The 15225-nt window shown below is 54.9% G+C and carries 13 protein-coding genes; 11 read left to right on the plus strand and 2 right to left on the minus strand.

Features of this window, described 5'->3' with window-relative positions:
- Positions 1 to 71: 71 nt before the first annotated feature.
- Complete coding sequence (locus tag ACIREA_RS11660; protein ID WP_397382449.1) at positions 72 to 197, minus strand: hypothetical protein; 126 nt, start codon at positions 195 to 197, stop codon at positions 72 to 74.
- A 531-nt stretch (positions 198 to 728) separates the two neighbouring features.
- Here ACIREA_RS11660 and ACIREA_RS11665 point away from each other — a divergent pair.
- The 11 genes from ACIREA_RS11665 to ACIREA_RS11715 all read left to right on the plus strand — a co-directional run bounded on the left by ACIREA_RS11665 (position 729) and on the right by ACIREA_RS11715 (position 13119).
- Entirely contained in the window at positions 729 to 2093 is a 1365-nt protein-coding gene (locus ACIREA_RS11665; RefSeq protein WP_397382450.1) for a tyrosine-type recombinase/integrase, read from the plus strand.
- Positions 2094 to 2117: 24 nt separating this feature from the next.
- Complete coding sequence (locus ACIREA_RS11670; protein WP_397382451.1) at positions 2118 to 3005, plus strand: hypothetical protein; 888 nt, start codon at positions 2118 to 2120, stop codon at positions 3003 to 3005.
- 79 nt (positions 3006 to 3084) lie between these two features.
- The gene (locus ACIREA_RS11675) at positions 3085 to 3276 is read left to right on the plus strand and encodes a helix-turn-helix domain-containing protein (protein WP_397382452.1); all 192 of its coding nucleotides are present in this window, start codon (positions 3085 to 3087) and stop codon (positions 3274 to 3276) included.
- Positions 3277 to 3373: 97 nt separating this feature from the next.
- Positions 3374 to 4372: a CHC2 zinc finger domain-containing protein gene (locus ACIREA_RS11680; RefSeq protein ID WP_397382453.1), complete on the plus strand. Its 999-nt coding sequence runs from the start codon at positions 3374 to 3376 to the stop codon at positions 4370 to 4372.
- Complete coding sequence (locus tag ACIREA_RS11685; RefSeq protein WP_397382454.1) at positions 4369 to 5553, plus strand: AAA family ATPase; 1185 nt, start codon at positions 4369 to 4371, stop codon at positions 5551 to 5553. Before ACIREA_RS11680 ends, ACIREA_RS11685 begins: the two co-directional genes overlap by 4 nt.
- Positions 5554 to 6156: 603 nt before the next feature.
- Entirely contained in the window at positions 6157 to 7605 is a 1449-nt protein-coding gene (locus tag ACIREA_RS11690; RefSeq protein ID WP_397382455.1) for a hypothetical protein, read from the plus strand.
- Positions 7606 to 7689: 84 nt separating this feature from the next.
- Positions 7690 to 9123 carry a hypothetical protein gene (locus tag ACIREA_RS11695; protein WP_397382456.1) on the plus strand — a complete coding sequence of 478 codons (1434 nt, stop codon included), beginning with the start codon at positions 7690 to 7692 and terminating at the stop codon, positions 9121 to 9123.
- Positions 9124 to 9440: 317 nt separating this feature from the next.
- Positions 9441 to 9902 (plus strand): hypothetical protein, encoded by a 462-nt coding sequence (locus tag ACIREA_RS11700; protein WP_397382457.1) that lies wholly within the window; start codon positions 9441 to 9443, stop codon positions 9900 to 9902.
- A gap of 235 nt (positions 9903 to 10137) precedes the next feature.
- Complete coding sequence (locus ACIREA_RS11705) at positions 10138 to 10398, plus strand: helix-turn-helix transcriptional regulator (RefSeq protein ID WP_397382458.1); 261 nt, start codon at positions 10138 to 10140, stop codon at positions 10396 to 10398.
- Between the two features lie 1456 nt (positions 10399 to 11854).
- Positions 11855 to 12691, plus strand: coding sequence for a hypothetical protein (locus ACIREA_RS11710; RefSeq protein ID WP_397382459.1), 837 nt, complete (start codon positions 11855 to 11857; stop codon positions 12689 to 12691).
- A gap of 137 nt (positions 12692 to 12828) precedes the next feature.
- Positions 12829 to 13119, plus strand: coding sequence for a hypothetical protein (locus ACIREA_RS11715; RefSeq protein ID WP_397382460.1), 291 nt, complete (start codon positions 12829 to 12831; stop codon positions 13117 to 13119).
- Positions 13120 to 13536: 417 nt separating this feature from the next.
- Here the strand turns inward: ACIREA_RS11715 and ACIREA_RS11720 are convergent.
- A partial coding sequence (locus tag ACIREA_RS11720) for an ATP-binding protein (protein WP_397382461.1) occupies positions 13537 to 15225 on the minus strand: 1689 nt, incomplete at its 5' end.

A 15225-nucleotide genomic window follows, 5' to 3' on the forward strand; every position in this document is an offset into this window, starting at 1 on the left:
AACAAAACACCCGGCCCCTCTTGCGAGAGAACCGGGTGGATGAAGTGGGATGCTGTGACGACGTGGTGCGGCTAGCGTGTGGTGCCAGCCTCCTGAATGCGGCCCTGAGCCGGGATGCTCATCTGCGTGGCAGCGATGCTCCATCCATGCGTGTGTTGCAGGGATGCGGTGAGCAGGTCGTTGACCAGTCGTGTCATGGGACGGCGTAGGCGCCGGCCTTCATGATACAACGCGCAAACGATGACCCGGTTGATGCAGGGCGAATAATGGGTTCGCCGGGGCATGGTGGGTGGATGAGACAGCCAAGGAAAAGCCCCGGTCGCTCAAATATTTATAACGCGAAAGAAAGGGGAATTGCATACACTGACCCACACATATTGAGGACGCTTTTCAGCGGGACTCTACGATCCCCTGCCCTTCTGGATAATGAACGAGCATCGACCACAGCTGACTGTCATTTTCCACCTAGGTATGAGCCGAATTGTTTATTTTAAGACGGGCAAACGATAAACCCAAAAAGTGTCCGAATAATGTCCGACCCGGATTTTAGCCCTTTGGATTAAAAATTATAACTCATTGATAAATGAGTGGCGCACCCGTCAGGATTCGAACCTGAAACCTTCTGATCCGTAGTTCCTTCCTTGCGGGTTTTCTTATGTTCGCACTGGTGCGCTCTTGATCCCTGTAAATCCTTATGCAACAATGCATTGCCACCTTACAGTGCGAACATGAGCGAACGAGAAAATACGCAAGAGAACCAAAATTGTGCACACAAAGTGCACACGGACTCCGTGCGGAGCAAAGCGGCGAAGCCTCAACCTAAAACAGCCGTCGCCTACTGGCTGGGCAAGGTTCGGAAGCCAAATGACAGGCCGCACTACAACGTGCAAATCAAGCACCAGGGTGAACGCCACCGCTTCCCACTCATGACTGCGGACAAGACCATTGCCGCAGAGCGTGCCCGTGATCGCTACCTGCACCTTGTGGCAAACGGTTGGCAGGCGACACTTGAGCACTATAAACCAGAAGTGGTGAAGCCGCAAAAACCCGCCATGATCGGAGAATGGGCTGAATCAGTGAAGGCCACGGCCGATTTTAGACCGTCCACCTTTACCAACTATCTTCAATCCCTCCGGCAAATTGCCGCCGAGATCTCCGATATCGGAGATCAGCCTTCAGTCGATGAGAACGGCGCCCCCAAACGGGACCGCCAGCGACGGATCATTTATCTCTCCCGTTTTGACTATCGAGCGGGAGGGCGGAAAGCGTGGATTGCCAAAGTTGACGCACAACCGCTCTCAGTCCTCTCGGCCGCCGCTGTGCAACGCTGGAGGATCGAATATGTGGCAAGGGCAGGCAAAGCGCCGGACGCACGCCGAAGGGCCGAGAACAGCGCAGCATCACTGATCCGCTGTGCGCGCTCGCTTTTTTCAGCAAAAGCACGCAAATATGCTGCCAGCGAACTGGTTCTTCCGGATCCGTTGCCATTTGCTGGCGTGGAACTCCCAAAAAAGGGCAACACCACCTATCAGAGCAAAATCAACGCCGCTGAACTCATCGAGCATGCTCAGGCTGAACTCACAGGTGAGCCACTCAAGATTTTTTACCTTGGCATCCTATGCGGGCTAAGAAAACGAGAGATCGATCTGCTCATATGGTCACAGGTTGATTTCGGCAAAGGCGTCATCCGCATTGAGCGCACCGAATACTTTCAACCCAAGAGCGAGGACAGCTCGGGCGAAATTGACCTTGAAGCCGAATTGCTGCCTTTGCTGCAAGAATGGAAGACGCAGGCCAGTGGAGCGTTCGTCATCGAATCCACTCGCAAGCCCAAGCACCAAAACAGCCGTACAAACTACCGCTGCGAACCGCATTTTGGAACCCTATATGCATGGCTGCGCAAACAGGGCGTCACCGCGCGCAAGCCGCTTCACGAACTCCGCAAGGAACTCGGCGCTATTCTGGCCAGTACACAGGGCATCTTCGCCGCCCAGAGCGTTCTCAGGCATGCCCAGATCAGCACAACTGCCGCGTATTATACCGATAAGAAAAAGCGCATCACTGGAGGGCTGGGCTCTTTGCTGAAAGTTTGATACCACAAATCCTGTCGCCCCGTGATGAAGACAAATCAGAAAAAGTCTCTTTGTAGAGATGCCTCAGGTGCCGCCCGCTCCGAGGTCTCCACTCCCAACCTCTGCAAAGAATCAGAGGCAATGAAAGACGGGCCGTCAACGACCGCGGCGGCCAGAGATTCCAAGGAAGACTGGACGGTTGTTCAGTGGTGGCCCGATCTCTTTATACTTAAAAGCATGGTTGACGCATCAGGAGCGATTATTTTCAATGTTACCCTTGATGTAGGTCTTGACGCAAGATTTAGCGCTTTAAGCAAAGGCATAACCAATCGTCAGACCGCACTGATGCACACCGCGCTTTGGAAGTTGCATCTGTTAGATCTCGATAAAACTGAGTTCGGCGACGCACTGAACATTTTCAGAGGCCAAGTCATCGAAGCGGATGGCATGACGAAACTTTCAGAACTTGACCCGTTCTACCTAGAGCGCTTCGACGACATCGTAAAAATATCTCAACTTTTAACGGCGGCGTTATTTCCGGATTTGAGATCCATTGTACATCGTTGTAGGGAAGACAAAAGGAATGCTTCCATCAGGAAAATGGCTAATTGCTTTCGTGATGCATTGAACGGCCTCGGCCAGAACGCTCAACCTCTTAGGAAGAAAAAGTCCAAACGGACATATGCATATTCGAACCGGCAAGTTTCTTTACCCTGGCTGGCCATCAGGTGTGCTTGGGAGTTTGTCCAGAAAGAAGGGCGACTTCCTGCCAAGCTGGAACTCAGGGACTGTGTACAAAATAATACACCCGAGGAGAGCATTTCGGACAGCACCTGGAGTGACGCAATTGAAACCGCCGGACTGTCAGCTCTCCCGGAAGCGAAGAAATTTTCCTCAAAGATCCTCGGCAAAAAAAGGGTTCGGAAAAAATGAGCTGTTTTCCCGTACCACTTTCAACCTGAGCCACAGTGTTTGAGCGGACAGGAGGGAATTTGGTGATTTGATGTGTCACATGAACTCTCACAGCGACACCAAAACGGTCACGTTTCTAACACCATCTGAGCTCGCTCAGCGCTGGAAGCTCACCCCAATGACTCTCAGACGGTGGCGGCGTTCTGGAAAAATCCAAGCACACCACCTTGGCCGGGGCATCCGATTTTCTTTGGCTGACATCGAGAAAATCGAAGCCGAATCCAAAGCATAAAAATTCCGCACGCCCGTTAGGAACATGATGGTCTTTTTCGAGGAGACTGTAAATTGTGGACCACCGGGCAAGCTGCGCAAACAGAAAAATTGCGTCCATGCCACATTTCCCACTCAGCTCGGATGCATCTGCCCTGAAGGGCCTGCTCCCGGAATACCTAAAATGCATCGGTTGCAAACCGCGACTTGATCCAGGTGGCTTTAAGCTCAAAGCCCATTGTCCGCTGCACGACGACACACAGCCAAGCTTCACGGCCAAAAAGAAAGGCGACGTCTGGGAGTGGTACTGCCACCCCTGCAAAGAGGGTGGCACGGTCGTCGAACTGCATGCCAGACGCTTTAAGCTGGACAAACAAGCAGAGTTTACCCGCATCTGCCGGGAGGTGGCAGAGATCGTCCGAGACGCACCTGCCAAGGCCCAATTGACCGATCCCCTCATTGAACCACCGACTAAAATGCCTACCCCATCAATCCCTAATGACGAAATGGCATCTTTAACGTTGCCCTGGCGACAAACGCTCTATGAAGACCTCACTCTACTGGAAAAATTCACAAACGAACTTGGCTTGCCAATTGGAATACTTTATTGGGCGGCCAAGAACGGTTGTGATGGACTTGGCATTGCTCCCACAGGGCACAAGTGGAAAAACTCCGAAGGGAAGGAATGCAATCTCAGAGAGCCTCGTCTGGTGTACATCGGTGATGGATACTACAAAATACGAGCCCCCTTTGGAGATGGCCGAGAGCCCAGATTTCTGACGTTCGGAAAGGCTCAACGTCCTTGGTTGTCCGCGTGGTTGGCAAATGATCAAACGACCGTCAAAGACGTGCACCTCCACGAAAGCGAGACAAGCGCTCTCGCTCTGATCGCAGCAGGATATTGGTCCAGTGACCACAGTTCCATCGTGGTCGCAACCAGCGGCAGCTGCGGCTTCAAGCCGGAGTGGGTTCCGCTGTTCGCCGGGCGGACTGTCCACATGTGGCCCGATGCCAATGAGGCTGGCCAGCGATTCGCAGACAACGCAGCCGGTTTGCTTCACGGCACCGCGAGCAAAGTACTATTCCACGATTGGAACCTCATCACCACCGGACCATGAGCGACAGATCACAAACCATCCTCAAGGATGTGAGGGATTTGTACAGACTCAAAGGGGCGGATGCAATTCAGAATGCTCCTGTACGCGAATGGAGTCCGTCCACGACGATGGCTCCAAGCCAAACCGACGCACTTGGCAGCACCATGTCAGGTGGCAAAAGAATGTTCACTTGCATTCGCTGCGATGAAATGACTGCCTCACTGAAGTCTTCGGATCTTGTACACGGGTTCCTGACGCACGGTGATGTATCGTTGCTCTATGGCTCCTCGAATGTAGGCAAATCGTTTTTCGCCCTCGACTTGGCAGCCTGTGTTGCAACCGGCACGTACTACCGGGGGAAAACGCGGGTGGAAGGAGGGGCGGTCATTTACATCACCCTTGAAGGCCAGCGTACATTCCGCAACCGCATCGCAGCGCTAAAGATGAAAGGGAGACTGCATCCGGGTGCACCGCTGTACATCATCAATTCCACGTTTAGCCTGTTGGAACCAGCCGACAGTGAAACCCTCGTGAATACGGTGCTGGGTCTTGCTGCCGAAATAAACAAGACGGTGCGCCTTATCGTGATCGACACCCTGAGCCGCGCCATGGCTGGCGGTGATGAGAGCAGCTCGGTCAACATGTCAGAAGTCGTCCAGGCTGTCGACAAAATCAGGCGAGCGACTGACGCGCACGTCATGCTCGTACACCATTGCGGCAAGGATGCAGGAAGAGGAGCACGAGGCCATTCCAGCCTGAGGGCTGCTGTCGACACTGAGATCGAACTCTTCCGGAACGACGATGAATCGATCACATTTGCCCAAGTGACAAAGCAGCGCGATCTCCCGTGCATACCCCCAATGGCGTTCTCGCTCGAACCTGTTGATCTTGGCCTCAACGATTATGGTGAAACAGTCACGAGCTGTACAGTAGTACACAACCATGACACCGCTGCGGTGTACTCAGCCAAAACGCGATCCAAAAATAAGCCAGCACCGAGACCCGAACAGATTCTGGCACTCGTACGGGAAACTGGGTCCATCCAAAAGAAGGTCCTGCAAAACCAGATCAGAGTCCAATTGGGCGCTTCTGTTCTCGGAGCCTCTGCGGCTTTAACTGAGATGTTGCAAGGAGGGCTTTTGCTGGAAGAAAAGGGCAAATCATCGACCGGGCAAAATACGGTCTGCATCACACGTCCATGACCACACAAGGCCGCCCCGTACAGGTGGCAAAATCACCTTGGTGTCTTCACACGGCACACAAGCTTTTACACAGTCGTGGAGGTCGTTTGCATGTGTGAAACCTCAGTGCCTTAGAAGCCCTTACACACACACACCATAGGTGTGTGTGTAAGGGCTTCGGCAGGTTAAGCCATGTCGTTTGTTTTTGCCGCCTGGAGATTGCCTGTTCGGCAATAGCAGAAGAACGGTCTAAAAACACCCCCACTGCTTTTCGCCACTTGTAAGTGCGTAGCACTTGTCTGTGTGTACACCGCCTTGAAACGTCCAAGCATTCGTGCGGCACACGATATCGTCCCCTTCAAACAATGCATACACAAAACGCTTGTTGTTATTGACACTCAGTACTTGGGACCGGAACTTTTTCATGTCACCCACACGGACCATACCGATTCATCAGGAGTCAGGACGCCAAGCTCATTCATGGCCACTGCACTTCATTTAACCGCAGCTCACACACTTCACAGGATTGTCATCATGACTGCAAATTCAAATCCAGCCCCCCCTGCCCCCTCCACATCGGACACACCTGCGGCACCACCCGTTCCGAGTACCGGCACTTCCCAGGTGCTCACCAAACCCGGGGTGTCTTATGGCAAGCATATCGAAGGCATTGCAATGGAGTACAGCCTGCACCCCGTCGATGTGGCAATTGGGATTGCAGGTGTACTGACCAACATTGCCGGCCCTCATGCGGGTCTGGTGGATTGCAGTGGCGGACGTGTCAAACCACACCTCAGCCTACTGCGAATCGGTAGTACGACATCACGGCTACATCTGCTGGAGAGACGGCTGTTTCATCCGCTCCGAACGCGTGCGAACTGGCTGCGTCAAAGTGCCAGCAGCCACTCGCGCCGTCTCGCCGACATGTGGACGTTCACCAGCGGCGCTCCGCTTTCAGGCGGCATGAAACACGGAGACCTCCCCGATTTCTTCCGCCTGCGCCGGGACAAAGCTAATGAGGAGCAAGAAATGCTGTTCACAGAACGCGGACTCAATCCCCAAGTGTTTGATGAGATGAGTCTAACCGGCTCAATGATGTACTTTGGCCGCAGCGGCAACCCAGTACGCAGCAGTCCAGGTGCAGTGCACCTGCCATCTTTCTTTTTTGAAGGAACCTCTCTGGACAAGGTTGAAGCGGCATTGAACGAATCCATCCATCGCGAGGCCCTGCTGTTTATGCCAGTCGGTGGAGTGTTCGACCCATGCCACAAACCCTCTCCCAAGGATGAATCGCTGGCACGCAACTTCGTGGCCCTGTTGCGCGGTCACGATGCAGAGTTTGCCCCACTGCACCCAGATCAAGGACCGGGCACTTTCGAGCATACGCGGATAAACCTCTGGGCCGCGATCTCATTGGAACGGCTTGGCGATACGTTGCAGGATGCGTCATCCCCATGGAAGGCGTTGCACGATCAATGCCTCCTTTGGGATGGTTCCGAGGGAAGGGCTACTCAGGATAGAAAGTACAAGGCGGTCAAAGAATGGCGGCGCTACGACCATCTGGTGCACGACCTGTTGGAGAGGCGGTGCTACGGGCCGATTCAGATGCAGAGCCGATTACCGATCCCTCCAGACTACCAACAGAGGTTTCAAATAACGCAGAATAAATACCTGGAGTCGCTTGAGGAGATCCTGCCGCGCGACAGTTCACACATCGCTCAGTTTTGTGACCTGCCAGAACGCCTCATGTGGGTATTCCTCCAGTTCCAAAGTGACAAAGAGGAATTCTGGTGTGGCAAAGCGGCGTTCCAGACTGCCTACTATGCGGCTCAGATGCACGTAACCGTGTTAAAGCAGGCGTGTGAAATGCGCACAGTGCGTGATCTTCTGAAAAGTGCTGAACAAGTCACCGCTATCTTGAGCCGCAAAGGCCCCTGCAAACTGCGGGACCTACAGCGTTCCTGCAACAAGCGGAGTGCAGATTCCTTCAAGCCTGTACTAACCCTCCTGCAACAACAAGGACGTGTCCGGGTCGATCCGGATAAACGCCTACAGCTTATTGGCCAATCTTGAGCATTCCAAGTGCACCAGGCCACCACTCAATACGGCACCTCCCAAATGCACAACTCTCATCTCGAATATCCACCCTAAGCAAGCATGACACCTCCACCTCCATTTGTTTTCGGCAGTGGCGACAGCTTTGCCGATGTACGTGACTGCATCCCTCCCCGACTGATTGCTCTGGCCGCCAAAGGTCCCGCACTCCTGGGCCTAGACACACCCGCTGTTGCAGTTGCCGGCCTGGCCCACCTTGCCGCCAGTTTGGGGCGGTCGTGCTTCTTCGACGATGGTTCCTCGCAATTTCCACCCTGCTTCAGTCTCGCTGTGCTCTCCGACAGCCTGCTGCCCTTTGACTGGCTCTCTTTACTGGGCCGGGGTTGGGTTGACGATGCCACCCGGATACAGAATCTGGATTCCGACCATATTCGAGCAGTGATCAAAAATGCATTACGCGATGTCGCGACCAAGGGGCCGGACCGCAGCGCCATCGATCCACAATTTCAGGCCTATGCGGATATAATTCCTCTAACCGTCGTGAACATGATGCGCCGGCGTACCATTCTCTCCAGAGTGGATCCCGATGCAGCAGCGCGCGCCGTTGTTGATTCACGGGATCACGGTGCCGTCATCATGAATGGCGCAGGTGACCCCATGGCGGAATGGGCCCAGCTACCTCCAGGCAAACAACAGAAGCTGACGGAAATGCTCAAGTTTGGCTGGCAGGGAAAGCCTTTGACGGTCACGTCCAAGGGGGCAGAGGTCCCCGGAACAGTACATGCACTGTGGATTACTCGGCGCGAACCTGTCAGGAGAGCTCTGTTTGACCGTCGTGGTGCCACCGTAAACCAGTCAGCACCTGTGCTATTTTTCCTACAGCGCGGAAATCCCAAACGTTTGCCTGCTGTCGATGCAGTGGAATTCGTGGAGTGGTCCAAGTGTTTGAAAATGGCGTTCGATTATCGCAGTAATGTTCCCCCGGAGGGCCCCTGTACCATCGCTATGAACAAACATGCGAGGCAGGTAGCGGAGGAATTCTACGAACAGTTTGCCAATGCCCTGGTATGGGTGCCTGAATCCTTGCATCCGTACTTGTCATGGTTGACCGATCTCCCTTTCCGCCTCTTTAGCATTATGCTGATGTCCAAAACTATTGAGAGAGCGCTGGACCTTAAGCACACCGGAGTGGCGAAGGAACCGTCCAAACCTGATCAAAACGAACTTCAAGCAACCATGCGTCAGGCCGTGCGGTTGACCCGGTGGTTGTGCCAGGAACATTACCGCGTCGTGTCCAGCTACAAGGATGCGGCATCCACCGACAGCACAGGACTGGCTACTGACAGCACTGACATGGCAGCCTTGGAAGAGGTCATCCTGGCCAAATTGAAAGACAAAGGCCCTCTGGAACCCCGGGAATTGCAGCGCAGCTTCCATGCTTTGAGTGCCCAAACTCGCAACAGTGCCATCGAGAGGCTGAAATCTAATGGGTTGGTGATCGATGATCCGGACGGAAAGCTAGCGGCGGCGGCTTGAGCAGCGGTTTCCGCTGACAGTCAGCTTGTCAGCGCATGACAAAATGGCCATTGCGACCTGATCGTGAAAAATGGCACTGACATGTCCGACCACGCGGGCATTAGGATGGCGGCGCTAAAAAATCACCTTGGTGCAAGTCTGCACCGATAGGATTTTGCCACTGAAATGCTCCCACACGCTATTGCAGCTCAAACCTGCATGCAGGGCAGCACGTAACGGCTTTTTTATATAGAGGGTTCTTGCAGTTGCCGCATATCCATCGAACCGACTTCACACGGCCAACAACCAAGAATATCAAAAGCAAGGCACCTCCGCACATGGCCCCGCTTTCACCCGCCAAGAAAGAGCCCACCACCGGTGCTAACAAGCCGGCGAACTGGATCCAACATCCAACACCTGCCACTTCTGAGTTGCGTATTTTCTTTGCGATCTGTGCCATGGCAACCGCCTTTCCGTTTTTGGTTCAAATGAATATCGCTCATTGCTTGTGGCCACATTTGGGACAGCGCCGCGAAAAATGGTCAAACGCCACACCGATGAAGAGTCCAATCAACCCGCCAATTACCCCCCACCAGCCAATCAACCCCGCAAGCTCAGTTGCAGCAAACTCATACCTGGAAGGCGGAAATCGAGGGTCAATCGGCGGCTTGGACAAATCCACGTCGACGCCTTCGACGATCATGTGTCCAAAACACAACCTGCAGATGATCGAGCCAGCAATTGCAAACCCCGCTGGTGTCACAAAAGCTCCAGGAGAATCTGCGAAAAACTGGTTTTGACAACTCGGGCAATTGATCTGAGGCATAAACAACTTTTTGGAACTGCTTGCTGGCACTAAGCGGCAATGGTTAATGATGTTCAGATCTCCAATGCCACCTAGCTTGTTTTGAATCGTTTCTTTCGATTCCACTTCTCTGTTCATTCAATTCAGCACTCCGCGCACGTCAAGCCATTTTGCTCCGTTATCGGAGCATTTATGAGCACATGCCTCCCTAGTATCTGCTGCCAGAAAACATGGCGCAGCAGAACATCATTGGCTCAGCAGTTCGACGCATCCGGGTCGAAAATGACCTGACGCAAGATGCTTTTGCAGCGCGCTGCCAGCTTGCTGGTTGGGATCTGTCCAGGGAAACCTTATCAAAAATCGAAGCCTCTTTGCGCCGGGTGAACGATGCTGAGGTCATGATGCTCGCCAAAATCCTTGGCTGTAAAATCACAGATCTTTTCCCGGCAAACACCAAATCCGTTCTGCCAGTGTTAAGACACAGCAAATGAGGGGCTTCAGCGTTGACCGCTATCAAGTCGAGTTGCCAATAGGGATAACATGAGCCAACGCTTCAGACATACCTTGGGTCCGAATATCCGTAACTGGAGGATGACGACCGGGTTGTCGCAGGACGATGTAGCCGCCAGGTTGCAGCTTGGAAAACATCAACCGGGTGGCGGATATCCAAGACAGAGGTCGATAGCCTTCTCACTTAATGGCCAGAGCAAGCCTTCCTCGCAGATGCAGAGGCGGAGATGGGTACGCCACTACCGCCCTGACCCAAGCTCCTTGATACGAATGTTGCGAAACTGCACCAGCGAAGCACCCCATTCACAGTCTTTTCGTTCGGGATGCAGCTGCAAGGCCAGCGGTCCTTGGCGTGGAATGCCAGCTAGCTGGGCGTCATTGATGATCAGCTTGTCATTGAGCGTGACTGTCAGTAGGCCGGACCACCTTGGAGCGGTTCTCCCCCTCCAGCAGGCGTTGCAGCACTTCAGAGCGCATTTCTGGCGTCAATTTCGACCGCCTGTCAGGCTCCTCATCACCCCAGGCGCGGTTGGACACAAAATACCCTTCATGTTTTCGATAAGTCGCTGGCATACAGGATCGAGCCATACCCCGGTGAAAATTGGCAAGAGGCCTGTTTCTACCAAAAAATGAGGGGCATGCCGTCCTGCGGCCCGCAGATATGCTGAAGATGAGGCAGGTGGTGGACCTGGTGACGGATGCGCTGGCCCACGCCCGTGAGGAAAGCACCGGGCGGCTGCTGTTGGTGCTGACTGTGGGCTGAGGAATGATCCCGCCGCGGGTGACGTATTGGTATGAATTCATACGGGAGTGGGCGCTGGAGTGGCTGATGGCGTGAGGAAACAGCTGGGTGAAGTGTGTTTTGCCTTAAGGTTTGTTTCTCATGATTGAATGGAAGCAGGCGCGTGCTGCTGCATTGTTAAGCGTCTGGGGCGAAGCGGATCGTCCCCCATTCCCCATACTTTGCTGAGGCCCGAACGGCAGCCGCAAGCAGTGGGGGACGGGGCGTGAGGATTTTAGAGCTGATCCTTATTCCCATGCTACAATGTTGAGGAGCGGGGTGAGGTGTACTTCGTGGGCAGCAAGCCGTTGTAGCCTCCCCACCCCACCGCAGGGAGGCCCCGTCGAACATCGGCGCTACTTTCCTCGGCACGAGCAGCGCGTGCTCGACGGATGTGGGCGGAGCGCCTGGTGGCGCACCACCATCTCTATGCGAGTAAAAACCAGCCCTGCCCTTTTGATCTTTTGGACGGGGCGGGGTCTGCAGACCTGAGCCGCTGTTGAGTCTGAAATGCACTCGGCGGGGGATCTACTGCCGGGCGTTTTTTTGGGCGGATGAAGGCATCACACGGGCCCAAGGCGAGGGTTAACCCATTTAAGTCACTTATCTATTTGTGGAAGATTGGAGTGCATAATATGGGCATGCCTTAGTCTATGATGAAACACTCCCTATATCTCACACTGTTCGCCGTCCTGGCCACCGCCTCTGTGTCCCAGCCCTTTGCAGGCGAACCTGTACAAGGAATCGCCGCTGCGGCCACTCAACCCGCCGTCTCTGCAATCAATGGAAAGCTGGATACAAACTACGGCGCGATCAACCGCAGCTCCACGCGGGGCGTGGCGGGGTCGCTCTCGCTGCCACTCGGGCAGCGTTTTGGGGCGCAGTTGGACGGATTGTACCAGCATGGGTTTGCGACGAACATCTATGGTTTGGGAACGCACTTCTTTGCGCGTGATCCGGGCAAAGGGCTGATCGGCCTAGTGTTCAGCGGGACGACGAGCCGGAAGTTTACGGATGCGATTGTGGGTATGGAAGGCGAGTACTACTTCAAGAAGGTGACGCTGGGTGCGGTGGCGGGGTATAACAACTACGACTCGCATGTGCCGACGACGTTTCCGGGACTGGCGACGCACCAGAGCTTTCTGGCGGCACGCCTTTATGCAGCGGTATACCCAATGGATGACCTGATGGTGAGGCTGGAGTACCAGAGCCGCTTTAACCACAACTTCTACATAGCGCACATGGAGTTGCAGACGCCGATCAAGGGCACAGCCGTGTATGTGGACGGCGGCGTTGGCGAGAACGGCTACGCCCATGTGCTGGGTGGGGTGCGCATCTACTTCGGCGGGGACAAGCCGCTGAAGGACCGACACCGCCAGGATGACCCTTCGAACGTTAACACGACCTTCATCGGCACGAACAGCGCAGGCTCTTCGGATACGGAGTCCCAGCCGGAAGCTGCAGAGCCCGTGTGCGGCTGTACCCCTGGTTGATGGCACCGGATAAAGAGCCCGTTGATTGTCTAAAACTTAAACGCCCGGCGGTCTGCCGGGCGTTTTTTTTTGAACTCGTGTTTATTTGAACACGATTGCACATCGTTCCATGTGGGGCGGCATGAGTCCGAGTCCCCGTGATCTCGCTGAAATGGCCACCTCAATCGAAGGTGCGGAAATGGCTGCAGGCGGGTTTCTCCCCGGGGGATGTGGCGGCGTATGTGAGTGCGGGGTGCTTTGATGTGGACCGCACGCAGGAGCTGCGCCTGGCTTACATCTCGCCGAGCCATATCGCGGCCCTGGATCTGGGCTGGGACTTCTGCGCGGGCAAGGTGGAGCTGGAGGAGCTGCGGGTGCCCGTATGGTGGCAGATCGACTGTGGCACTCGATCCAAGCGATCAGAAAGCTCAAACCCGACAGCAGCGTGATCGAGTTTCATGCGGACCTGTCCGGCCTGGAGGGAATCACTCGCTAGGTGCTGAGTTGGGGAAAAACGGCGCAGTTGCTGGAATCGCTGGAGCTGAAAAGGTCAGTGCGGGAGGAACTGGTGAAGAAGGTTCAAGCCAGTGAATGAACTATTTCCTGCTCGGCTCACCAAATTTGTAGCGCTGTGCTGCAAGAGCGTTTGCATCCTGCTTGTAAATGCCTTTCACCCCGCCCTACTTCCTGTCTCCGCGTCACGACCTCGGCCACCACGATCCGGCACTCGAAAAAGCAATTTCCTAACAGATCAGAAAGATAGAAAGAATCAGCCATGGCGCGTTTCATGAAGTAGCCCCCCCCAAGTCCGGTTTTATAAATAGACGCGGCCGCCGTGTTTTAAGCCTATCTCGCCCCGTGGGCGATCAAGATTTGGAGAGGTAATGTGAGATCTTGGCAAGAAGCGATGTCTTCTGGACCGGTTTGCAGAGGTGATCGATCATGCCAGAGGCATAGCACTCGCCGATGAAGCCGGTCTCGACATTGGCGGTGAGAGCAATGACGGGAAGCCGACCTCGCTTTCCCGGCAGCTTTCGAATATGCCGTGTGGCCTCGCAACCATTCATGCCAGGCATCTGGCAGTCCATGAGAATGGCGTCGTAACGGCCTTTTTTGACCTTACTGACGGCCTCCTCGCCATCGCAGGCGAGATCCACCTTCAATCCAGTTGGCTCCATCATGAGCTTCGCAACCATGCGGCTCGTCTCGCTGTCATCGACTACGAGAATTCGTCCCTTGAGCCGTTCGGGAATGGCGGCAGGCCGGTCGTTCTCCAGCAAAGGCACGGATGTGCTTGGGCAGGCACGGGGTAGTGACAAGGTGAAGCAGAATTCAGAACCGGCACCTTTCTCACTGGCCACCGTGATGTCACTGCCCATCAGCCGCAGAAGTGCCTGCGAGATGGCCAGACCGAGGCCAGTGCCATCGTACTTGCGAACGTTGAGATTCGAGTCGCCTTGATTGAACGGTTCAAACAAATGCTCCAAGGCTTGCGACGAGATGCCGACGCCGGTGTCCTTGATGCAGAAGGTGAACGAATGCCGCTTGATGGCGCCGCGGCCCGTTTTGACATCAAGTCGCACACTACCACGGTCGGTGAACTTGATGGCATTGCCGATGAGGTTTATCAGCACCTGACGGAGCCGCCCTTCATCGCCTAGCACCATGCACTTTCGCTGCTTCGGCATGCGGCATTCGATCAGGATTTCCTTGGCCTCGGCGCGATGGCGCATGAGTTGGATTACGTTTTTCACGAGCGCATGGAGGTCAAAGGGCTCGTGTTTGATCTCCACCCTGCCGGCCTCGACTTTGGAGATGTCAAGAATGTCCCCGATGATGTCTAGGAGCGCCGTGGCGGATTGCTCGGCGATCGTGACGAGGGAGGACTGGACCGGAGTGAGCGAGGTGTCCTGCAGCAGCTGCAGCATGCCAATGACACCATTCATCGGCGTGCGGATCTCGTGGCTCATGCTAGCCACGAAGACGCTTTTGGCCTGGCTGGCAGACTCGGCATGCTGGCGTGCCTGCCGCTGGAGCTCTTCCGCCTCACGCAGACGTTCTTCTAGGGCCTTCTGCCGTGAGATGTCGAGATGCGTGCCGACAAAACGGCGGGCACGCCCCTTTTCGTCCCGGAGAGCACGACCACGGGCCATGACCCACACATAATGCCCTTCGTTGTGGCGGAGGCGATGCAGATTTTCGTAGACCTCCGTCATGCCGGCCATATGTTCGCTTATCAGTTGCAGGCTGCGCTCGAGATCCTCCGAATGGACGCGGGAGTGCCAAGCATCCGGGTGGCTTACGATCTCATCGTCTTGATAGCCCAGCATCTCTTTCCACTCGGGTGAGAGCACCACGGCACCCGAGTCCAGACACCAGTCCCAAAAACCGATCTCACTGCCTTTGACGGCCAGCGAAAGCCGCTCCTCCGACTCATGCAGGTCGTTCATCTGCCTCCGGATGATCGCGGCGCTGGCACGGTTTGCATACAAGGCGGCCACCTGCGCCGTGAAAACACGGAATGAATGCGCTTCATTCTCGCTCAGCGCATCGTG

It is taken from the genome of Prosthecobacter sp. (assembly GCF_044373815.1).
Classification (GTDB): domain Bacteria; phylum Verrucomicrobiota; class Verrucomicrobiia; order Verrucomicrobiales; family Verrucomicrobiaceae; genus Prosthecobacter.